Below are 22401 nucleotides of genomic sequence, written 5' to 3'. Positions count from 1 at the left end.
CGGGCCGAACCGCGGCGATCAAACGAAGGGCGGCTTGATGTTGCTGCGCTTCTCCAACCATTCCGGCACCGGAAGGTTCTTGGCGCGCATGAAGTCCGCATTGAACAGTTTTGACTGATAGCGGCTGCCGGAATCGCAGAGCACGGTGACGATGGTCTTGCCGGGGCCGAGCTGCTTGGCGAGGCGTATCGCGCCGGCGATGTTGATGCCGGTCGAGCCGCCGAGGCACAGGCCCTCGTGCTGGAGCAGGTCGTAGATCTCCGTGACGGCGTCAGTGTCGGGAATGAGATAGGCGTCATCGACCTTCGCGCTCTCGACGATCGCGGTCGCCCGGTTGAGGCCGATACCTTCGGTGATCGAACCGCCCGGCGTCGCCTTGGCTTCGCCGGTCCTGAAATAATCGAACATCCCGGCACCATGCGGGTCGGCGCAGGCGATCCGGACGTTCTTGTTCTTTTCCTTCAGAAGGCGGCTGACGCCGGCGAGCGTGCCGCCGCTGCCGACCGAGCAGACGAACCCGTCGACCTTGCCGCCGGTCTGCTCCCAGATCTCCGGCCCCGTGGACTCGTAATGCGCTTTCGCATTGTCGAGATTGTTCCACTGGTCGGCGAACAGCACGCCGTTAGGCTCGGTCTTGCGCAGCTCGTCGGCGAGCCGGCGGCCGACATGCTGGTAGTTGTTGGGATTGGCGTAAGGAAGCGCCGGCACCTCGATCAGCTCGGCGCCGCACAGCTTGAGAAAGTCCTTCTTCTCCTGGCTCTGCGTCTCCGGGATCACGATCAGCGTGCGATAGCCGCGCGCACTCGCCACGACCGCGAGCCCGATGCCGGTATTGCCGGCGGTCGCTTCCACCACGAGGCCGCCGGGCTTGAGCTCGCCGCGCTTCTCGGCCTCCAAGATCATCCACTTGCCGGCGCGGTCCTTCACCGACTGGCCGGGATTCATGAATTCGGCCTTGCCCAGAATGGTGCAGCCGGTCGCCTCCGAGGCGCGCTTGAGCTTGATCAGCGGGGTGTTGCCAATGGCTTCGACTACGTCGTTTCGAATGGTCATGTCAGGGGGAAATCACTGGCAAGGGGTTGATCAGGTTGGCCAGAACCTAGTGCCTGGAAGGCCAAAGGGGAAGGCTTTTGCGCTGCGGCGAAACGGGTAGAAGTGACCGTTCAGGCAGCCATATTTCGGGGGAAGATCGGCGAGGGCGATCCTGAGCTGTGGCGCCGGATTTCGGTGGAATGATTTGTCCGACAACTGTCAGGGCATGGAAGATAATGGTCGTCGCGATCAACCTTGGCGCCCAATCTCCGCCGGGGCGAGATGGCGGACGACACGTCTGCACAACAGCTGCATATTCCTTCTCGATCACTGCCGGCTTCGTGACGATGGCCCGCCGCGGTTTGAGGTGGAGCCAAAGCCGCATAAAGCTTGTTGCCGACCAATGCTCCGCCGGATCAAATGGATCCGTGTGGGTGTGGCGCCAAGATCACATGAAATCTTGGTAAGCTTGAATCGGCTTCGCGATGGCGGAAAAATACGAGAAGTCTTTGCAAGACAGCCATATCTTGCACTTTCATGGCGCGGATATCCGCGCATCCGGGTCGCCATCTCGCACCTGCGGGACTGTCCCGCTGTTCCGCGCCCGGCTAGTATGAAGCTCAAAGTTCCGCTGAAAGCATCACCGTTGTGATCGAGCTACACGAAGCCCCCCGACTGTCCGGCCGCGAATCGGTTAATCCGGCTGCGCGGTTGCGGCTCGGTCTGCCCGGCGGGGGGTGGAAGTGACACAGCATGTTCTGGCGACCGTCATGCGGCGGTCTCTAGGTTCTGCGTCCCGGACGCGTCGTGCGGCGCGCTGGCTTGTCGTGCTGTGCCTCGCCGCCGGTTCAGGCGGTTGCGTGCTGACGCAGGATCTTCCGGATCCCGCGCTCGATGTTCCCACGCAGTACAAATACGCCGGGAAGGGGGATACGCCGCCGTCGCTGGATTGGTGGCGCGGCTTCCGTTCCGCCGAGCTGACGCAGCTGATGGAGGAGGCGCAGACCGTCAACCTCGACATCGCCGCCGCCGTCTCGCGCATCGTCCAGGCGGACGCCCAGGCGCGGCAGGCGGGCGCCGCGCTGCTGCCGAGCGTGTCGACCGGCGGATCGGAAACCTATTCACGCACCTCGGGCTCGTCATCCTCGGGTCTCACCAACGGCGGCCGCGAGGTCGTCAATTATTCGGCTTCGCTGAGCGCGAGCTACCAGCTCGATTTCTGGGGCCAGAATCGCGACGCACTCCAGACCGCGGAGGAGACAGCGAACGCCAACCGTTTCGATCGTGACGTCGTCGCGCTCACGACGCTGGCGAGTGTCGCCAACGCCTATTTCCAGGTGCTGACCTCGCAGGATCGCCTCAGGACCTCCCAGCGCAACATCGCGAGCGCGCAACGCATCCTCGATGCCGTCAAGGAGCGTCGCAAGGCCGGCACCGGCACCGATCTCGACGTTGCCCAGCAGGAGAGCGTGGTCGCCAACCAGAAGGCGCTGGTGCCGCCGCTGCGCCAGACGCTCGACCAGAACGTCAACGCGCTCGCCGTGCTGGTCTCGCGCCCGCCCGAGAGCGTGCGCGTGCTCGGCGGCTCCCTGGACCGGATCGCGATCCCGCGCGTGACGCCCGGCCTGCCGTCGGAGCTGCTGACGCAGCGGCCGGACATCCGCCGGCAGGAGGCGCAGCTCGCCTCGGCGACCGCGAACATCGGCAATGCCCGCGCGCAGTTCTTTCCGACCATCCAGCTCACCGGCAATGGCGGCTATCAGAGCTCGGCGCTGGTGTCGCTGTTCCAGCCGCATGCGGCCTTCTTCCAGCTGGTCGGCAGTGCCACCCAGCCGATCTTCGACGGCGGCAAGATCCTCGGCAATTTCGAATTTGCCAAGGCGCGGCAGGACGAACTGCTCCAGACCTACCGCAAGACCATCGTCCAGGCCTTCGCCGACGTCGACAATGCGCTGTTCTCGATCAAGCAGACTACGATCAAGCTGCAATTGCAGCGCGATGTCGTCACCGCCTCGCGGCGCGCGTTCGATCTGTCGGAGCAGCAATTGCGCGCCGGCACCGCCGATATCGTGACCGTGCTCAACACCCAGCTGACCCTGTTCCAGGCGGAAGACGCGCTGTCGCAGGCCCAACTCGCACGGCTTCTCGCCATCGTCAGCCTGTATCAGGCGCTCGGCGGCGGCTGGGAACCGAGGATGGAGAAACCGGTCAATGCTCTTTAAGCCGGATAAGAAGGTTGACGCGAAGGCGGGGACGGTGAGGAAATCGTCGCGCGGCGGCTTCATCTTGACTCTGGTCACGCTCGCGATCCTCGGCGGCCTCGGCTATCTCGGCTGGACCGTGTGGCATCAGCAGCCGCAGCAGGCGAACGGCCGCAACCAGCGCCCCGATCTGCCGGTGCCGGTGCTGGCGGCAACGCCCCGCATCCAGGACGTCCCGGTCTATCTCGACGGCGTCGGCGCGATCCGCGCGCTCAACACCGTTACCGTGCGCTCGCAGGTCGACGGCAAGCTGATCGCGGTCAATTTCACCGAAGGCCAGGACGTCAAGAAGGGCGACGTGGTCGGCGAGATCGATCCCGCGCTCTATCAGGCGACGTACGATCAGGCGGTCGCCAAGAAGGCGCAGGACCAGGCCCAGCTCGCCAACCAGCGCATTGACCTCACCCGCTATGAGCAGCTCGCCGCCTCCAACGCCGGCTCCAAGCAGCAGGCCGATACGCAGCGCGCGCTGGTCGCCCAGACCGAGGCGCTGGTGAAGGCCGACCAGGCCGCGATCGACAATGCGGCGGCGACGCTGAGCTATACCAAGATCGTTGCGCCGATCTCGGGGCGCGCCGGCCTGCGCCAGGTCGACCAGGGCAACATCATCCACGCCGCCGACACCACCGGCCTCGTCGTCATCACGCAATTGCAGCCGATCGCGGTGTGGTTCAGCCTGCCGCAGCAGCAGATCATGCGGGTCAATGCGGCCGCCGCCAAGGGCGCGCTCGCAGTCGACGTGTTCGGCAATGACGGCGTCACCGTGATCGACACCGGCAAGCTGACCGGCATCGACAACCAGGTCGACCAGACCACCGGCACGCTCAGGCTGAAGGCTGAGTTCCCCAACGCCAATTACCAGCTCTGGCCGGGCCAGTTCGTCAATGTCCGCCTCAAGGTCGAGACCTTGATGCAGGCGCTGGTCGTCCCGACATCGGCGGTCCAGCGCGGTCCGATCGGCACCTTCAGCTATGTCATCGGCGAAGACAACGTCGTCTCGGCCAAGCCCGTGACGGTGACCCAGCAGAACGAGCATGACGCCGTCATCGCCAGCGGCCTGTCGGCGAACGACCGCGTCGTGACGACAGGCTTTGCCAATCTGTCCGACGGCTCAAAGGTCGTCGTCGGACGCGACGACCAGACGCCGTCAGCCGACCTCGCGCCGCGCAAGCGCTCGCGCGGGCCGGACGCTCAGAAGAAAGATGGCCAGAAGGACGGACAGGGCAAGGACGGCGAGCCCCGCGCCAAGCGGAGCAGCAGCGAAGGCGACCAGAAGGGACAGACCGGGCCGGCACCGGGACCCGGGGCAACGGGAAGTGGAGCCAAGCAGCCATGATCCCGACAACAGCCGCCTGAGCGGCAGGCGCATCCCATGGGTGTCTCCGAACCCTTCATCCGCCGTCCCATCGCGACCTCGCTGCTCGGCATCGCGCTCCTGATCGGCGGGCTGCTGGGCTATTTCTCGCTCCCGGTCTCGGCGCTGCCGCAGGTCGACTTCCCGACCGTGCAGGTGACGACGCAGCTGCCGGGTGCCAGCCCCGACGTGATCGCCTCGCTGATTACCGCGCCGCTGGAGCGGCAGCTCGGCCAGATCCCGTCGCTGTCGGCAATGAACTCGACGAGCTCGTTCGGCGTCAGCCAGATATCGCTCCAGTTCGACCTCAACCGCGACATCGACGGCGCGACCCAGGACGTGCAGGCCGCGATCAACGCGGCGGCCGGCGTGCTGCCCAAGACGCTGCCTTATCCGCCGACCTACGCCAAGGTGAACCCGGCGGATGCGCCAGTCATGACGCTGGCGCTGCGTTCGGACACGATCTCGCTGCGGGCGATGAGCGACATCGCCGATACGCTTCTGGCGCAACGGCTGAGCCAGATTTCCGGCGTCGGGCGCGTTTCCGTGCTCGGCGGGCTAAAGCCGGCCGTGCGCATCCAGGCGGATCTGGCGCGGCTGGCGGCCTATGGCATCGCCATGGAGGATCTGCGCACCGCGATCGCCAATGCCAACGTCTCGGGCCCGAAGGGCTCGCTCGACGGCGCGCAGCAATCCTACATCATCGCCGCCAACGACCAGATCGCCGCCGCCGAGGCCTACAAGCCTGTCATCATCGCCTATCGCAACGGCTCGCCGGTCACGATCGCCGACGTCGCGCAGATCGTCGATGGCCTGGAGAACGACCGCACCGGCGGCTGGTACCAGGGCACGCCGGCCGTCATCATCGATATCCAGCGCCAGCCCGGCGCCAACGTCATCGACGTCGTCAGCCAGATCCGGGCCGAAATCCCGAAGGTCCAGCGCGCGATCCCGGCCGGCGTGAACCTCACCATCGTCTCCGACCGCACCGTCACCATCCGCGCCTCGGTGCGCGACGTGCAGTTCACGCTGATCCTCAGCGTCGTGCTGGTGACGCTGGTGGTGCTGCTGTTCCTGCGCTCGCTCAGGGCCACGCTGATCGCGGGCGTGGCGCTGCCGCTGTCGCTGATCGCGAGCTTCGGCATCATGTATTTTGCCGGCTTCAGCCTCGACAATCTGTCGCTGATGGCGCTTACGATCGGCACCGGCTTCGTGGTCGACGACGCCATCGTGATGATCGAGAACATCGTCCGCCACATGGAGAATGGCGACGGGCCGATGGAGGCTTCGCTGAAAGGCGCGAGCGAAATCGGCTTCACGGTGATCTCGCTGACGGTGTCGCTGATCGCGGTGTTCATCCCGCTTCTGTTCATGTCGGGCCTCGTCGGGCGCATGTTCCGCGAATTCGCGCTGACGCTGACGATCGCGGTCGTGACCTCGGCCGTGGTCTCGCTGACGTTGACGCCGATGATGTGCTCGCGGCTGCTGAGGCACGCCCATGAGGAAGTGGCGGTGCCGGGCCTCGCTGCGATCAGCCGCTTCATCGACCGCACCGTCGAGTTCTATCACCGCACGCTGCTCTGGGTTCTGGAGCGCCAGCGCGCCACGCTGGTCGTGACCTTCGCCACGCTGATCGCAACCCTCGTCCTCTACGTCGTGGCGCCAAAGGGCTTCCTGCCGCTTCAGGACACCGCCTCGATCACGGCGGTGACGGAGGCCGGACCCGACGTCTCGTTCGCGGAGATGCAGAGGCGGCAGGCCGAGGCCGCCGACGCCATCAAGGCAGACCCCGACGTGGTCGGCGTCGTCTCGGTGATCGGCGCCGGCTCGGTCAATCCGACCACCAATGTCGGCCGTCTCGTCATGACCTTGAAACCGCGCGGCGAGCGGCGTGACGACGTCAGCGTGGTCGTGACCCGGCTGAAGCAGAGGGTGTCGGGCATCCCCGGCATGACCGTCTATTTCCAGCCGGTGCAGGACGTGCAGATCTCGACCCAGTCGAGCCGCTCGCAATACCAGTACACGCTGACCGGCACCGATGCGGCGCTGGTGTCGGAATGGGCGCGCAAGCTGGTTGCGGAGATGCGGCGCGATCCCTTGTTCCGCGACGTCTCCTCGGAGGCGCAGGAGGGCGGCCTGCGGGCGCAGCTCGATGTGGATCGAACGCGGGCGGGCCAGCTCGGCGTGAGCCTGCAAGGCATCACCGACACGCTGAACGATGCCTTCGCCCAGCGGCAGATCTCGACCATCTACGGCCAGGCCAACCAGTACCGCGTCGTGCTGGAGGCGCTGCCGATGTACCAGCGCGATCCCTCGATCCTGTCGAAGCTCTATCTGCCGGGCGCCGCGAGCGCCATCGTCGGCGCGCCCAACGCCCAGGTGCCGCTGTCGGCGGTGGCGACGCTGAAGCGCACTACGGCGCCGCTGGCGATCTCGCACCAGGCGCAATTCCCGGCGATCTCGCTCAGCTTCAACCTCGCGCCGGGCGCAGCCCTCGGCGATGCCGTCGAAGCGGTGAAGACGATCGAGACCCGCATCGAAATGCCCAACAGCATCGTCGGGGTCTATGCCGGCGATGCCGCCGAATTCGCCAAGGCGCTCGCCGGCCAGCCCTGGCTGCTGCTCGCCGCCGTCATCACGATCTACATCGTGCTCGGCGTGCTCTACGAGAGCTACATCCACCCGATCACCATCCTGTCGACGCTGCCCTCGGCCGGCGTCGGCGCGATCCTGGCGCTGGTCCTGTGCGGACAGGATCTCTCGGTGATCGGCCTGATCGGCATCATCCTGTTGATGGGCATCGTCAAGAAGAACGCGATCATGATGATCGACTTCGCGCTCGAGGCCGAGCGCGGGCAGGGGATGTCGCCCAACGAGGCGATCGTGCAGGCGTGTCTCTTGCGTTTCCGCCCGATCATGATGACGACGCTGGCCGCGCTGTTCGGCGCGCTGCCGCTGGCGATCGAGAGCGGCACCGGCGCCGAGCTGCGCTTTCCGCTCGGCATCTCCATCATCGGCGGCCTGCTGCTGAGCCAGCTCCTGACGCTGTACACCACGCCCGTGATCTACCTGGCGCTCGACCGCATCAACCGCCGCCTCGAGCAGGCGCTGCCGCCGGCCGAATCCGGCGGCCCGCCGGTCGCGGGCGCGACCGAGGGGATGCAGTGATGGCATCGATCTCGGAGCCCTTCATCCGCCGCCCGGTCGCGACCACGCTGCTGTCGATCGGGTTGTTCCTGCTGGGTGTCGTCGCCTACGAGTTCCTGCCCGTCGCCTCGGTCCCGAACGTCGACTTCCCCGCCATCTTCGTCTCGGCCAGCCGGCCCGGCGCCGACCCTTCCGTGATGGCGGCGACTGTGGCCTCGCCGCTGGAACGGCGGTTAGGTGAGATATCGGGCATCAACCAGATCACCTCGACGTCGTCGCTCGGCGTCACCAACATCCAGCTCCAGTTCGACATCGGCCGCAACATCGACAAGGCCGCGCGCGACGTGCAGGCCGCGATCAACGCCTCGTTGGTGGACCTGCCGAGCGATCTGCCGACCCTGCCGCGCTTCCGGAAAGCGAACACGGCCGGCGCGCCCGTCTTCGTGCTGGCACTGACCTCGAAGACACTGTCGGCGAGCGCGATCTACGACGTTGCCGATACGGTGCTGGCGCAGCGCATCTCGCAGGTGCCGGGTGTCGGCGACGTCACGGTCAGCGGCGCCGACCAGCCGGCCGTGCGGGTGCAGCTGAACCCCGTCGCGCTGTCGAACGCCGGCATCGCCACCGACGACGTGCGGATCGCAATCGTCAACGCCAATCCGCTTGGTCCCGTCGGCATCTTCAACGGCGAGCGCCAGAGCGAGACGCTGTCGCTGAACAAGCAGATGCGCACCGCGAAAGAGTTCCGCGACATCGTCATCAAGAGCTCCAACGGCAATTTCGTCCGGCTTTCCGACGTCGCCGAAATCGAGGACTCCGTCCGCAACGCCCGCTCGATCGCCTGGTTCAACAAGCAGCCGGCGGTGCTGATCCAGATCACCAAGCAGGGCGATGCCAACGTCATCGACACCGTCGACCGCGTGAAGGCGCTGATCCCCGAGCTGAAGCAATGGATTCCGGCCGGCGTGGACATTTCCACTCTGGTCGACCGCACCAGCACGATCCGCGCCAGCGTCCTGGACATGCAGTGGACGCTGCTGGCAACCGCCATCCTCGTGATGCTCGTCGTGTTCGTGTTCCTGCGGCGCATGACGCCGACGATCGCGGCCGGAATCTCGGTGCCGCTGGCGCTGGCCGGCACCTGCGCCGGGATGTGGGTCGCGGGCTTCTCGATCGACAATCTGTCGCTGATGGCGCTCGCGATCTCCGTCGGCTTCGTGGTCGACGACGCCATCGTCATGATCGAGAACATGTTCCGCAATCTCGAGCACGGCATGCGGCCGTTCCAGGCGGCGCTGGAGGGGGCCAAGCAGATCGGCTTCACCGTGGTGTCGATCAGCCTGTCGCTGATCGCCGCCTTCACGCCGCTGATCTTCATGGACGGCATCGTCGGCCGCCTGCTGCGCGAATTCTCGCTGACGCTCACCTTCGCGATCCTGGTCTCGACGCTGGTGTCGCTGACCGTGACGCCGATGATCTGCGCCCATTACATCCGGCAGACCACCTCCGGCACGGCGACGCTGTTCGATCGCCTGATCGAGGGCTCGCTGTCGCGCATCGTCGCCTTCTACACCCGCACCCTGCGCACCGTGCTGGAATTCCCGCTGCTGACGCTGCTGGTGTTCTTCGCCACCATCGGTCTCACGGTGACGCTCTACATCAAGGTGCCTAAGGGTTATTTCCCGACCGACGATTCCGGCTTCGTCATCGGCGCGACGCGGGCCTCGGCCGACATCTCGTTCCAGTCGATGCTCGCCCTCCAGCAGCGGCTCGCCGACATCGTGATGCAGGATCCGGCCGTGGCCGGCATCGGCTCGACCGTCGGCAGCGGAGGCGGGGGCCCGGGGGCGGCGACCTCGAACCGCGGCACCATGTTCATCAGCCTGAAGCCGCCGGAGGAGCGCGACCACGTCTCGACACAGGTCGTGATCGACCGTCTCAGGCGCGCGCTGTTCCCGGTGCCCGGCATCCGCCTCTTCATGTTCGCCGCCCAGGACGTGCGCGCCGGCGGACGACAGAGCGATTCCGACTACCAGTACACGCTCTCCTCGACCGATCTCGACCTGTTGCAGAAATGGGCGCCGATCGTCGCCAAGCGCATGGAGAGCGTCGAGGGCATCACCGACATTTCCAGCGATCGCGATCCCGGCGGGCTTCAGCTGACGCTTAGCATCGACCGCCAGAAGGCCTCGGCGCTCGGCGTCAAGGTTCAGGACATCGACAACGCGCTGAACAACGCGTTCTCGCAGCGGCAGATCTCGATCATCTACACCCAGCGCAACCAGTACATGACCGTGCTGGAGATCGACCCGAAATTCCAGGTCGATCCTTCCAACCTCGATCGCATCTATGTCGCCGGCGCCGGCGACGTGCAGGTGCCGCTGTCGGCCGTGGTGCGCGCGACGCGCGGCCTTGCCGCGCTCGCGGTCTATCATTCGCAGTCGTTCCCTTCGACCACGGTGTCGTTCAACCTGCTGCCGGACGTGCCGCTCCAGGCTGCGACGCAGAACATCCAGCGGGCGGTCGAGGAGCTGCATATGCCGGAAGGTATCCGCGGCAGTTTTGACGGCAACGCCGGCGATTTCGCCAGGACCAGCGGCCGCCAGCCGCTGCTGATCCTCGGCGCGCTGGTGGCGATGTATATCGTGTTAGGGGTGCTCTATGAGAGCCTCGCCCATCCGCTCACGATCATCTCGACGCTGCCTTCGGCCGGCCTCGGCGCGCTGCTGGCCCTGCAGATCACCAACACGCCGCTGACGGTGATCGCCTTCGTCGGCATCATCCTCTTGATCGGCATCGTCAAGAAGAACGGCATCATGATGGTTGACTTCGCGCTCGATGCCGAGCGCCAGCGCGGCCTGTCCTCGGCGGAGGCGATCTTCGAGGCCTGCCAGGCCCGATTCCGTCCCATCCTGATGACGACGATGGCGGCGCTGTTCGCCGGCATTCCGCTGGTCGTTGCGACCGGGCCCGGCACCGAGCTCCGCCGTCCGCTCGGCATCACCATCATCGGCGGCCTGTTCGTCTCGCAGATCCTGACGCTCTACACCACGCCCGTGATCTACCTGCTGATCGACCGCCTGCGGCGGCGAACAGGGCCGCGTCCGCTGCCCGCACCGGCGGAATAGGTTGTTGAACCGCCGTGCAAAGCGTATAGCGGCGGCCATGTCGAACCCTACTGCCGCCGCGCCGGCCGACCCGATCCCCGAATGTCCGCACTGCCAGAAGCCGATGCCGCTGTGCATCTGCGACAGTGTCGCGCCCATCGAAAATCGCCTCGGCCTCCTGATCCTCCAGCATCCGCAGGAGCAGGACAGGGCGCTCGGTACCGCGCGGTTGACCGCGAAGCATTTCCCCAATGCCGTGGTGCGCGTCGGCCTGTCCTGGCCGAGCCTGTCCAAGGCGCTCGGGCAGCCGGTCGAGAATGCCTCCCACTGGGCCGTGCTCTATCTTGGCTCGGCCCGCGCGGCCGATCTCGAAGCCGAGGCCGAGATCGTCGCGCTCAACCGCAAGGGCGAGGTCGCGGACAACCAGCGCGCGATCCTCGGCAAGCTCGAAGGCGTCGTGCTGCTCGACGGCACCTGGAGCCAGGCCAAGGCGCTGTGGTGGCGCAATCCGTGGATGCTCAAATGCCAGCGCGTGATCCTCAACCCGTCGCGCCCCTCGCGCTACGGGCGCCTGCGCAAGGAGCCGCGCAAGGACGGGCTGTCGACCATCGAAGCGGCTGCTGCGATCCTGGCAGGCCTAGAGCGGCGCCCCGACATCGCCGAGACGCTGCATGCGAGCTTCGAGCGGATGCTGACGCGCTATCGCGAGGTGCAGGCGGAGATGCCTGAACTGGCGCCGAAGCCGGAGGTCAAGGACCGCCGGCGCGGTGTTCGGCGGGGCAAGCGAGCCTGACTTCGGCCTACATCATCCGCGCGATCCTGCTGGAGGCGGGGCGGATCGTCGCCGCGGGACCGACCGACGAGATTCTCGGCCGATATCTCGGCGGCGCGAGCCAACCGAAGCTCTCGCCGCGCGGGGTTGCCTAAACCCTTGATCCCCTATATTGCTCCGGCCTCGTTGGGGCCACGTGGCGGAGTGGTTACGCGCCGGTCTGCAAAACCGTTTACTCGGGTTCGAGTCCCGACGTGGCCTCCATCACAAGCTTCTGATCTCTCAGCACAAATTCGATGTCGGCGCGAGTTCCACCGATCGCGCATGCGCGACTTTCCAGGGGGCGGCCACCGGGTTTGCCTGGGGCTTGGCGGAAACCAGCGATTCAGGCCCGATGGCATAGACTTCGCATCTGCGAAGTGATGCGTCACGAACCCTGAAAGCTGGAGAGCACGTGAGCGACGTCGTTCGATTTGTCCCGAAATCCGAGCTGGAGCGGGCCCGTCTCATTCGCGAGGCCCGTGCGATCTATGACAGCATCTTTCCGCCGGCCGCACCCGACCGGGTGCCGCAGGACGGCGAGGAGCGCGTCAAGAATTGATCGTGGCCGCGCCGGGTTCCGGCGCATGGCGATGCCAAACCGCCCAGCAGGCGGGCGCATTCGTTCACGGTGAAGGTGGCCTCAGCAGGCCGCGTACCAGCCGTCGGGAAACGGCAGCATGGGCCAGGCGCCCTCATTGTCATTGGCGGCTTTGGGCGTTGCGTCGAAGCTCCACGAGCGGGGCACGAATTCCTCCTCCGGCGCGGGCGCAAAATCGTCATGGACGATGGCGTCGCGGACGGCATCCAGCAGCAAGTTGAATTCGGCTTCGCTCATCGCACCCTCCGGAACGCGGATGGCGCAATGTCGCAAAGCCGGTTTGTTGCCCGATTGAGCCGATCGTTCGCATTTTAACGATCCGGCGATCAGGTCTCGTATGGTTAGCGATTCCTGAAAATCCTCGCGGGAACTTAGGCGTCCCGGGCTGGCTGCCCGTGTGAAAGGGATCACATTCTCCACGATTTATTTCTCCTACCCCTGCACACATCGGCCAACGGCTGGCCGGGGCGGGCAGGGCAGACAGGAGACTTCGTCATGAAGGCAAGGTTCTTGCGGTTTGCGGGTGTGAAGAGCCGGGCGCGACACGCCTCCACGGTCGGACTGTTCCTGACGCTGTTTGCCTCCGCGGCTCACGCGCAGCAGGGAACGGCGGAGCAGCGCCGGGCCTGCACCCCCGACGTCTACCGGCTCTGCGCCGGCGAGATTCCCAATGTCCGCGCCATCACGGCCTGCCTGCGCCGTAACCGGTCAAGCTTGAGCGAGGCTTGCCGTTCCGTGTTCGATCAGGCCGGCGGCTGACATAGCGGGTCTGTGAGTTTGTGCGCAGCAAGTGGCTCGTGCGGCCTCGCGAATCCGGCATAGTCACCCTGTGGATATGCTGCGGACAGGCTGTGGAGGGGCGGTGATCTGCTTCGGATATCGCACGCAGATACGTCCGTAACGCGTCACATCTCTGTCAAATGACCCAATCGAATGGTTCCCTGATCGTGCAGACCCCTGCGTGATACGAGATCATTTGGTTCCGCCGAATTCGGAATATCGGTTCACCGCGCGCAAAGCCTGCGAACAGTTTTTGTGCAGCGGCTTGCCCAAATTGCGGGCCCCCTCCATCCAATTTTTTGTACGCCCGCGGACAAGCTTTCCCCGGCGCACTCCACCTAGTACCCACTTTTCTTGGAACGTGAGTCGTGATTCAAGGTCGGGATGATACCCGAAGCAAGAGAAGTCCACCTTTCGAGGAAAGATCGCAAGGTGCTTGAGGCGTGCTGTCGCTCACCGGTGACGTTGCAGCGCGATTTGAAGCGGGCGCGGATAGTTCTGTTGGCGGCGGATGGGCGCAGCACCCGGTCGATCGCCAAGGAAGTTGGGGTCCAGCCGCGGATTGTCAGCCTTTGGCGGCATCGCTATGCCGACCATGGCCTTGAAGGGCTGCAAGACAAGCCGCGGCCTGGCAAGCAGCCGATCTATACGAAGACGACCGACAAGCGGATTCTGAAGCTGCTGGATAAGCCGCCACCGCAAGGGTTTGCGCGCTGGACCGGCCCCCTGCTGGCCGAGGCGCTGGGCGATGTCGATGTCCAATATGTCTGGCGGTTCCTGCGCAGCCACAAGATTGACCTGGTGGCTCGCAAGTCCTGGTGCGAGAGCAACGACCCGAACTTTACGGCCAAAGCCGCCGATGTTGTCGGCCTCTATGTCGCGCCGCCGGCGAAGGCCATTGTGCTGTGCGTGGACGAGAAGCCCTCGATCCAGGCTTTGGAGCGAGCGCAGGGTTATCTGAAGTTGCCCAATGGCCGCGCCTTAACCGGCCAAAGCCACGATTACAAGCGGCATGGCACCACAACATTGTTTGCGGCGCTCGAAGTCGCCACCGGAAAGATCATCGCGACCCATTCAAAACGCCGGCGCCGCGTCGAGTTTCTCGATTTCATGAACAGCGTCACCGCGACTTTTCCGAACCGCAAGCTTCACGTCATCCTCGACAACCTCAACACCCATAAAAAGAACGAGGACTGGCTCAAGGCCCACCCCAACGTGCAATTTCATTTCACGCCGACAAGTGCGTCATGGCTCAATCAGGTCGAAGTATGGTTTTCCATCTTGCAGGGGCAGTCGCTCAGCGGCACCTCCTTCACGAGCCTCAAGCAGCTTCAGGAACACATCGATGCCTACGTCAACGCATACAACGACAGAGCCGAGCCCTTCGTCTGGACCAAGAAAAAGGTCCGTCAACGCCGTTTCAAAGGCCGCCGTATCACTCAGCTCTGATTCCGGGTACTAGGCTCGCTCCCGAGATCTGGAACATGGCCAGTGCCATGACAATTCGAAGGAGCTGGATATGGAGAGACGGGTATTGCCCCAAGTACGGAGGAACGTGCGGCGGGGGATCGCACGCTCATCGTTGCCGTGGCACAAGGCCGCGCTCGGCGCCGCCATCGCTCTCGGCGTTCTCGCCGCACCGCTCAGCGCGCAGGCCGCAGCGCCCGCCGCCTGCGCCGCGCTCCAAGGGAAATATCCGGACTGGAAGGGCAAGACGCTCGTCAACGCCATCAACCCCCACACGCCGGGCTATGAGACGATCGACCCGAAGGATCCCAGCAAATATATCGGCTTCGACATCGATCTTGGCGAGGCCATCGGCGAATGCCTCGGCTTCAAGCTGACCTACAAGCCCGTGGTGTTCGCGGCGCTCCTGACCACACTCGCCGCCGGACAGGCCGACATCGTGATCTCCGACATCTACGCCACCAAGGAGCGCGCCAAGGCCGCCGACTTCATCACCTACTCGAAGGTGTTCGATGGCGTGCTGGTCGCCAAGGGCAATCCGAAGGGCATCAACGGCATCAACATGTCGATGTGCGGTGCGGCCGCCGCGGAAAACACCGGCTATGTCGAGGTGCCCCTGATCCAGGCGCTGATCCCGGAATGCAAGAAGGCCGGGAAGGCGGAGCCGACCATCCAGCTCTACGACAACAACGCCAACTGCATCCAGGCGATCCTCGCCGGCCGCGCCGACACCTATGTCAACGACGTCAACACCGTCGACAGCGCGGTGAAGGCCTATCCGGACAAGCTGGAGAAGGCGATCGCGGTGACGATCCCGTATTCGGTCGGCATTGCCGTCCCGAAGGACAAGCCGAAATTCCGCGACGCCGTGCTCGCCGCGCTGATCGAGGTGCAGAAGGCCGGCACGCATATGGAGCTTCTCAAGAAGCATGGGCTCGACGTGAACAACTTCAAGGAGCCGGACATCCTGACGGCTGACTGATGTCGCTGTTCCTCCATTACCTGAGCATGCCGTATCTGCTCGAGGGCATCGAGCTCACCCTCGAGGTGACCGCCCTCGGGCTCGGCGGCGGATTGATCCTCGGATTGATCCTCGCCGGCATGCAGCTCTCCCGCTTCTGGCTGCTGGCGGCGATCGCCAGGGCCTACACCGTGATCTTCCGCGGCACGCCGCTGATCCTCCAGATGGTGTTCGCCTACGACGCGCTGCCGCATATCGGCATCAAGCTGCCGGCGGTGCTGGCTGCCGGCCTCGCGCTCGCCTGCAACGAGGCGCCGTTCATCGCCGAGATGCTGCGGGCCGGCGTGCTCGGCGTCGACCGCGGGCAGGTGACCGCCGGCCAGGCGCTCGGCATGACGCCGCGGATCCTGATGTGGCGGGTGATCGCGCCGCAGGCGATCCGCACCATGATCCCGGCCTTCGGCAACGAGGCGGTGAGCGCGCTGAAAAATTCCTCGCTCGCCTCCGTCGTCGCGGTCCAAGAGCTGACGCTGCGCTCGACCCAGCTGGCGTCCTCGACCTTCGACTTCTTCTCGATCTTCTTCGCCTCGGGCCTTCTGTATCTCGTGCTGACCGCCACCATCAGCGTCATCCAGCTATTCGTCGAATGGCTGCTCGATCTCGACCGTGCCAAGGGCCGCGAGCGCAAGCTTGCTGATTACCTGCCGTGGCGCCGCGTCGATCTCGGCACCAACCTCGAACTTGCAGCCGTCACCGTTGATGATCCGGAGCCCGCACAAGCAGAGCTCGCGGACACCGCGCCGCTGGCGCTGACCCGCGAGGAGCGCACCCGCCGCGCCGCGACGATCGCGCGCAACAACATCGCGGTCGAGGCCAAGGACCTCACCAAGAGCTATGGCCCGCAAAAGGTGCTTAGAGGTCTCGACCTCACGGTCCGCGTCGGCGAGGTGGTCGCGCTGCTCGGCCCCAGCGGCTCCGGCAAGAGCACGCTGCTCCGCTGCATCAATCATCTCGAAAACTGGGACGCCGGCACCGTGCGCGTCGGCGGCCGGCGTCTCGGTTTTGACGACGACGGCAAGCTGCTGTCGCCGCGGGCGATCGCCAACGAGCGGGCGACCGTCGGCGTCGGCATGGTGTTCCAGCAGTTCAATCTGTTTGCCCATTTGTCGGCAAAGGAGAACATCGCCGGCCCGTTGCGCTGGGTCCACGGCATGCCCCGGATCGATGCCGAGCGCCGCACCACCGAGCTGCTCGACCGGGTCGGGCTGTCGCACCGCGCCGATGCGCTGCCGCGGCATCTCTCCGGCGGCCAGCAGCAGCGCGTCGCCATTGCGCGGGCGCTTGCGCCGAACCCCAGCGTGCTGCTGCTGGACGAGCCGACCTCCGCGCTCGATCCCGAGCTCGTCAACGAGGTGCTGGAGGTGATCCGGCGCCTCGCCATCGACGACGGCCTCACCATGATCATCTCGACGCACCAGATACGCTTCGCCGATGAAGTCGCCGACCGCGTCGCCTTCTTGAGCGGCGGCACGATCATCGAGGAGGGGCCGGCGCACGAGGTGCTCTCCAACCCCCGCAATCCGCTCACCGCGCGCTTCCTCAGCGTAATGGAAGCCGACAAGACACCGGAGGCGGTCCGATGAGCGCAGTGTCCACAAGGCTCAAGACTCCCGAAGAGGCCACCTCATGACGCATTTCACGCTGCCGGTTTCGCCGAAAACCGTTCACTGGGGCTATTTCTCCAAGACGGTCGCTCCGGCCCTGACGCTGCGCTCGGGCGACCGCGCCACCATCGAGACGCTGACCCATCACGCCAACGACGATTACGAGCGCATGATCCAGGGCGATCCCGGCGCCGAGAGCGTGTTTCAGTGGACGCGCGAGCACAAGGCGGTGGCGCGGCGCGGCTCGGGCCCCGTCGAAGGCCCGTTCATCCGCGGCGCGGGCGAGGGGATCGGCGTGCATCTCCTCACTGGTCCCGTGGCGATCGAAGGCGCCGAGCCCGGCGACATTCTCGAAGTGCGCATCCTCGATATCAGGCCGCGGCCGAGCTGCAGCGCCTGCCATGCCGGCCGCTGCTTCGGCTCCAATGTCGCAGCGAACTGGGGCTTTCACTACCACGACCTGATCGAGGAGCCGAAGCCGCGCGAGGTCGTCACCATCTTCGAGCTCGACACCTCGGGCGAGCCCTACGCGAAGGCGGTGTACAACTATGTCTGGACGCCGCAGACCGACCCTGATGGCATCGTGCATCCGACCATCGACTATCCCGGGGTCCGCGTCGACCACGCCACCATCAAGAAGCGCGAGAACATCCTCGCGAGCATGAAGGTGCCCGCACGATTGCATTTCGGCACCATGGGCCTTGCGCCGTCGGAAGCCGATTTCGTCAGCTCGATCCCGCCGAGCTACACCGGCGGCAACATCGACGACTGGCGCATCGGCAAGGGCGCGCGAATGTTCTATCCGGTCGCGGTTCCCGGCGCCTATTTCTCGGTCGGCGATCCCCACGCCGCCCAGGGCGACAGCGAGCTCGGCGGCACCGCGATCGAGACCTCGCTGACCGGCGATTTCGAATTCATCCTGCACAAGAAGGCCGATCTGGCCGGCACCAATCTGGAAGGCCTCGACCATCCGATGCTCGAGACCGAGCAGGCCTGGTCGTTCTACGGCTTCACCTATCCGAACTATCTCGCCGCGCTCGGGGCCGACGCACAAACCGAGATCGCCAATCACAGTAGTCTCGACCGTGCGATGCGCGATGCGTTCCGCAAGCTGCGCCGGTTCCTGATGACCGTGCACGGCCTCAGCGAGGACGAGGCGATCTCGCTGCTGTCGGTCGGCGCCGATTTCGGGGTCACCCAGGTGGTCGATGCCAATTGGGGCGTCCACGGCACGATCCGCAAGAACATCTTCCGGTGCGACTAGATCTCTCCGTCTTGTCATTCCGGGGCGAGGCAAAGCGTCGAACCCGGAATCCATTTCACCACCGTCTTCTGCGCCCGATGGATTCCGGGTTCGCGCTTGGGCACGCCCCGGAATGACGAGCGTCAAGACGAGCGCATCATGCTCTAACCCGTTGAAGGTTAGCCTGTTTTCGGAATGAGAGGATGACCAACGAGCCCCATTTGCGGCCCGTCGCTGCGACGGAGGATCGCGTGCGTCTGGCACAGAGGTTGCTTCGATCAACTGCAATCTGGGTTGATCCGATGAGCTTCCGGCCGTTCACGAGCGAGTCCTACGCGCAAGACGACCGCCCCGAAGCCTGGCGGGACGTGCTGGCTGCCGTCGGCCTGCAACCGGCGACCGGCCATTCCTTCCTTGACGGACATGCAACCGCATCGCATCGCCATACTGCGGGCGTCGCGCTGACGCGCATGGCCGCGGGCGCGCAGACCATCGGTCCACTCTCGCAATCCAGCGAAGATATTCCGATCGCACTGATGCCGGTCGAGGACGGCATGGTGCTGAAGAGCGCCGGCGGCCACCGCATCGTTCCCGTCGGACATCTCGTGCTGCTGCCGCGCAGCGGGGACTGGAGCATCGTGTTCCAGCGCGACATGCGCGCGATCGCGCTGTCGGTGACCTCCGAAGCGCTGCACGGGCGCTTCTCGGGCAAGCCGCGGCTCGGCGAGCCCCGCGTCGTGCCGCCCGGCGGCTTTGCCGATGTGTTCGCGCGCCTGCTCGATGCGACCGCGCGCACGCTCGACAGCTTGAGCGATGCCGAATGGAATGCGGTCGCGCAGAGCCTCGTCGATCTCCTCCTGACGCTCGCGCATCAACTGGCGGCCTCGACGTCCGAGGCCGGCACGAGCGCGACACAGGCGGCGCTCCTGCACCGGATCTGCCAGACCATCGAACGCCGGCTCGACGATCCCGAGCTGGTGCCCGCGCGCGTCGCTGAGGCCGAGGGGATTTCCGAGCGCTACTTGCAAAAGCTGTTCGAGACGGTCGGCGACAATTTCACCCACTATGTCCGCGAACGCCGGCTCCAGCGCGCCTGGGCCGACCTGTCCAATCCGGCGGAGGCGCATCGCTCAATCTCGGAGATCGCCTACGCCTATGGCTTTGGCGATTCCGCGCATTTCAGCCGCGCCTTCCGTCATCGCTTCGGCCTGCCGCCGCGCGAGTTTCGTCAGCAGGAGGCGGAGCGGGCGACCTCGCAGCACGGCGTCGCCGGTCAGCGTGGCTGGCCGCAGGAGGCGCTGGCGCAGCTCCGGGTGCATCCGGGCGTGGAGGCACGCAGCAGCGTCGCGTGTGCCGGCGCCGAGGAGCGCACGACAACGGAGCGCAGGCATCACCATCTCCCGGTCGAGGCCAGCCGCGTCCATTGGGGCTATTTCAGCCGCTCATTGCCGCCACAGATCGAGATCGCTTCGGGTGACACCATCACCATCGAGACGCTGACCCAACACGCCTCCGACGCACCCGACATGATGATCGCGGGCGATGCCGGCGCCGAGAGCGTGTTCGGATGGACGCGCGATCGAAAGAACGTCGATCGCCGCGGGGCAGGGCCGATGGATGCCAGCGTGTTCGGCCGCGGCGCCGGCGAGGGGTTTGGCGTGCACATCTGCACCGGGCCCGTCGCGGTGAAGGACGCCCAGCCCGGCGACGTTCTGGAAGTGCGCATCCTCGACATCGTGCCGCGCGCAAGCCGCAATCCGATCCATGCCGGCCGCGTGTTCGGCTCCTCGGTCGCGGCGTGGTGGGGCTATCACTACAACGAGTTTCTCGGCGGTCCGAAGCCGCGCGAAGCCGTGACGATCTACGAGATATTTGACGACACCGACGCGCCGCACGCCCGCGCGCTGTATTCCTACCGCTGGGAGCCCCAGACCGATCCGTTCGGCGTGGTGCACGCGACCTACGACTATCCCGGCATTCCCGTCATGCCCGCCACGATCAAGCGCCGCCACGCCGTGCTCGACGGCATCCGCATTCCCTTGCGGCCGCATTTCGGCGTGATCGCGGTGGCGCCGCGCGAGGTCGATTTCGTCGACTCCGTGCCGCCGTCCTATTTCGGCGGCAATCTCGACAATTGGCGGCTGGGGAAGGGGGCGGCCGTCTATCTTCCGGTCTCCGTTCCCGGCGCGCTGCTGTCGGTCGGCGATCCCCACGCAGCCCAGGGCGACGGCGAACTCAGCGGCACCGCGATCGAGTGCTCGATGACCGGCACCTTCGAGGTGATCCTGCACAAGAAGGCCGACCTTGCTGGCCAGCCTTTCGCCGATCTCTCCTATCCGCTGATCGAGACCGCGACCGACTGGGTGTTGACCGGCTTCAGCCATCCCAACTATCTCGCCGAGTTCGGCGCGCAAGGGCAGAGCGAGGTCTACGCCAAGTCCTCGCTCGACCTTGCCATGAAGGATGCCTTCCGCAAGATGCGGCGCTTCCTGATGAACGTGAAGGGCCTCAGCGAGGACGAGGCGATCGCGCTGATGTCGGCCGCCGTCGATTTCGGCGTCACGCAAGTCGTCGATGGCAATTGGGGCGTGCACGCCATCCTCAGCAAGCGCCTGTTCGAGAACGCCTCCTAACCCCAAGGATATCCCAAGTGAAATTCCACATGATCAGCGGCGGACCGAAGCCGGTCGCGCCCTTCAGCCACGCCGTCGAGACCGACGGCTTTGTCTTCGTCACCGGCCAGATGCCGGACACGCCGCAGTCGCCGGGCGTGCTGCCCGACGGCATCGTGGCGCAGACGCGAGCAGTGATGGAGAACCTGAAAGTGGTTTTGGCCGGCATCGATCTCGGCCTCGAGCACGTCGTGATGACGCGGATCTACCTCACGCGTTTCAAGGAAGACTACGCCGCGATGAACGAGACCTACCGCACCTACTTCGCGCCCGACCGGCTGCCGGCCCGCACCTGCGTCGGCGTCACCGGGCTTGCCTATGACGCGCTGATCGAGATCGACCTGGTGTGCCGGCGGCCGTGAGGCATGTGTGCTTTGTAGGGTGGGTTAGCCGAGCGGCTGCGCGAAGCGCTGGTCGGCTGGCGTAACCCACCACTTCTGCTTCTGCGGAGATAGACAGTGGTGGGTTACGCTGCGCTAACCCACCCTGCGACCCCACAATCCCTTGCGTTGCCCGTCGGGCAAGACACCCAAGCCGCGGGTCAATCCGCTCAGGCGAAAAGATTCCACTTTACCGAAATTCGGCTTTGGCGTATTCGTGCGCCACCTCATCCCGGTCAGAGGGGCGTATCGCGATCGTCACGACACGCGGGGTGAGCTGCGGTGGACGCTAGTCACATCGGCGCGATGGGCATCGCAGGGCGGGCAACCGTGAGCGAAGGCCGTCGCGCACACGACCGGTGTGATCTGCGTACGGCAAAACTGTGTCGTCCTGGCGCCCGGGGTCTGTGCGCCAAGTCTTGTGGTGATGCAGCGGCCCGACCGGGCACGCGCATCAGCGATCCGCAAGGCGACGGGGGCAATAGTGCATCGCTCCCCGGGGAGAGCGCGGCATAAGCCGTCAAACCACTGCGCAGGGAAGGCCGTGTGTTGGGCTTCACCTGTATGCCGCTGTGCAGATTTTGTAGCCACCTTTCGCACAGTGGACCGTGGGTGCCCGGCCGGCACCCGGCCTTCCCTGCGCCCTCTGACATCGGAGGGTGTCGCGATGAAGCAAAGCTCGGGCGAAGCAAGCCGCGAGGACACGAAGGTGTGTCTGCAAGGTCGTAGGATGGGTAGAGCACTTGCGAAACCCATCATGCTTCGGCGCGCGCAGAAAAAGCTTTGATGGGTTTCGCTTCGCTCTACCCATCCTACGAATACTCCGTCATTGCGAGCGCAGCGAAGCAATCCGGACTGCCGCCGCGGAAAGATTCTGCTTCGCTGCGCTCGCAATGACGACGCTAAGAGAGTCGAGCCCCA

Annotated in this window: 15 protein-coding genes and 1 tRNA gene; 14 read left to right on the top strand and 2 right to left on the bottom strand. The window is 65.4% G+C overall.

Annotation, left to right across the window (positions count from 1 at the left end):
• Positions 1–18: 18 nt before the first annotated feature.
• Positions 19–1053, bottom strand: a complete 1035-nt coding sequence (locus tag AB5K84_RS24530; RefSeq protein ID WP_011087225.1) for a cysteine synthase A — start codon at positions 1051–1053, stop codon at positions 19–21.
• Positions 1054–1802: 749 nt separating this feature from the next.
• On the opposite strand from AB5K84_RS24530, the gene AB5K84_RS24525 reads away from it, so the two are divergent.
• The 7 genes from AB5K84_RS24525 (at position 1803) to AB5K84_RS24495 (ending at position 12274) form a co-directional block, all read left to right on the top strand.
• Positions 1803–3254, top strand: coding sequence for an efflux transporter outer membrane subunit (locus AB5K84_RS24525; protein ID WP_162494095.1), 1452 nt, complete (start codon positions 1803–1805; stop codon positions 3252–3254).
• Positions 3244–4629, top strand: coding sequence for an efflux RND transporter periplasmic adaptor subunit (locus tag AB5K84_RS24520; protein ID WP_011087228.1), 1386 nt, complete (start codon positions 3244–3246; stop codon positions 4627–4629). The genes AB5K84_RS24525 and AB5K84_RS24520 overlap by 11 nt, the downstream gene beginning before the upstream one ends.
• 36 nt (positions 4630–4665) lie before the next feature.
• The gene (locus AB5K84_RS24515) at positions 4666–7815 is read left to right on the top strand and encodes an efflux RND transporter permease subunit (protein ID WP_011087229.1); all 3150 of its coding nucleotides are present in this window, start codon (positions 4666–4668) and stop codon (positions 7813–7815) included.
• The gene (locus tag AB5K84_RS24510; protein WP_011087230.1) at positions 7815–10922 is read left to right on the top strand and encodes an efflux RND transporter permease subunit; all 3108 of its coding nucleotides are present in this window, start codon (positions 7815–7817) and stop codon (positions 10920–10922) included. Before AB5K84_RS24515 ends, AB5K84_RS24510 begins: the two co-directional genes overlap by 1 nt.
• A gap of 37 nt (positions 10923–10959) precedes the next feature.
• A complete protein-coding gene (locus AB5K84_RS24505; RefSeq protein WP_011087231.1) occupies positions 10960–11694 on the top strand; it encodes a tRNA-uridine aminocarboxypropyltransferase in 735 nt (244 codons plus the stop codon).
• Between the two features lie 169 nt (positions 11695–11863).
• A tRNA-Cys gene (locus AB5K84_RS24500) sits at positions 11864–11937 on the top strand.
• Positions 11938–12127: 190 nt separating this feature from the next.
• Positions 12128–12274: a hypothetical protein gene (locus AB5K84_RS24495; RefSeq protein ID WP_165448159.1), complete on the top strand. Its 147-nt coding sequence runs from the start codon at positions 12128–12130 to the stop codon at positions 12272–12274.
• An 81-nt stretch (positions 12275–12355) separates the two neighbouring features.
• Here AB5K84_RS24495 and AB5K84_RS24490 read toward each other — a convergent pair whose 3' ends face one another.
• Positions 12356–12550: a hypothetical protein gene (locus AB5K84_RS24490; RefSeq protein ID WP_028174084.1), complete on the bottom strand. Its 195-nt coding sequence runs from the start codon at positions 12548–12550 to the stop codon at positions 12356–12358.
• Between the two features lie 258 nt (positions 12551–12808).
• Here AB5K84_RS24490 and AB5K84_RS24485 point away from each other — a divergent pair, with 258 nt between their 5' ends.
• From AB5K84_RS24485 to AB5K84_RS24455, 7 genes are all read left to right on the top strand, one after another.
• A complete protein-coding gene (locus AB5K84_RS24485; protein ID WP_011087234.1) occupies positions 12809–13072 on the top strand; it encodes a hypothetical protein in 264 nt (87 codons plus the stop codon).
• Between the two features lie 405 nt (positions 13073–13477).
• A complete protein-coding gene (locus AB5K84_RS24480) occupies positions 13478–14542 on the top strand; it encodes an IS630-like element ISRj1 family transposase (protein ID WP_011084514.1) in 1065 nt (354 codons plus the stop codon).
• Between the two features lie 70 nt (positions 14543–14612).
• Positions 14613–15542 carry an ABC transporter substrate-binding protein gene (locus tag AB5K84_RS24475; protein WP_011087235.1) on the top strand — a complete coding sequence of 310 codons (930 nt, stop codon included), beginning with the start codon at positions 14613–14615 and terminating at the stop codon, positions 15540–15542.
• Entirely contained in the window at positions 15542–17164 is a 1623-nt protein-coding gene (locus tag AB5K84_RS24470; RefSeq protein ID WP_011087236.1) for an amino acid ABC transporter permease/ATP-binding protein, read from the top strand. Before AB5K84_RS24475 ends, AB5K84_RS24470 begins: the two co-directional genes overlap by 1 nt.
• A 43-nt stretch (positions 17165–17207) precedes the next feature.
• Positions 17208–18449, top strand: a complete 1242-nt coding sequence (locus AB5K84_RS24465) for an acetamidase/formamidase family protein (protein WP_011087237.1) — start codon at positions 17208–17210, stop codon at positions 18447–18449.
• 281 nt (positions 18450–18730) lie between these two features.
• Complete coding sequence (locus tag AB5K84_RS24460) at positions 18731–21061, top strand: acetamidase/formamidase family protein (RefSeq protein WP_038967157.1); 2331 nt, start codon at positions 18731–18733, stop codon at positions 21059–21061.
• A 17-nt stretch (positions 21062–21078) separates the two neighbouring features.
• Positions 21079–21462 (top strand): RidA family protein, encoded by a 384-nt coding sequence (locus AB5K84_RS24455; RefSeq protein WP_011087239.1) that lies wholly within the window; start codon positions 21079–21081, stop codon positions 21460–21462.
• The last annotated feature ends 939 nt before the right edge of the window (positions 21463–22401 follow it).

The organism is Bradyrhizobium sp. 1200_D9_N1_1, assembly GCF_052075915.1.
In the GTDB taxonomy this organism is placed as follows: Bacteria; Pseudomonadota; Alphaproteobacteria; order Rhizobiales; family Xanthobacteraceae; genus Bradyrhizobium; species Bradyrhizobium diazoefficiens.
The sequence above is the reverse complement of the archived record's forward strand: the minus strand, read 5'-3'. Positions and strand labels throughout refer to the sequence as shown.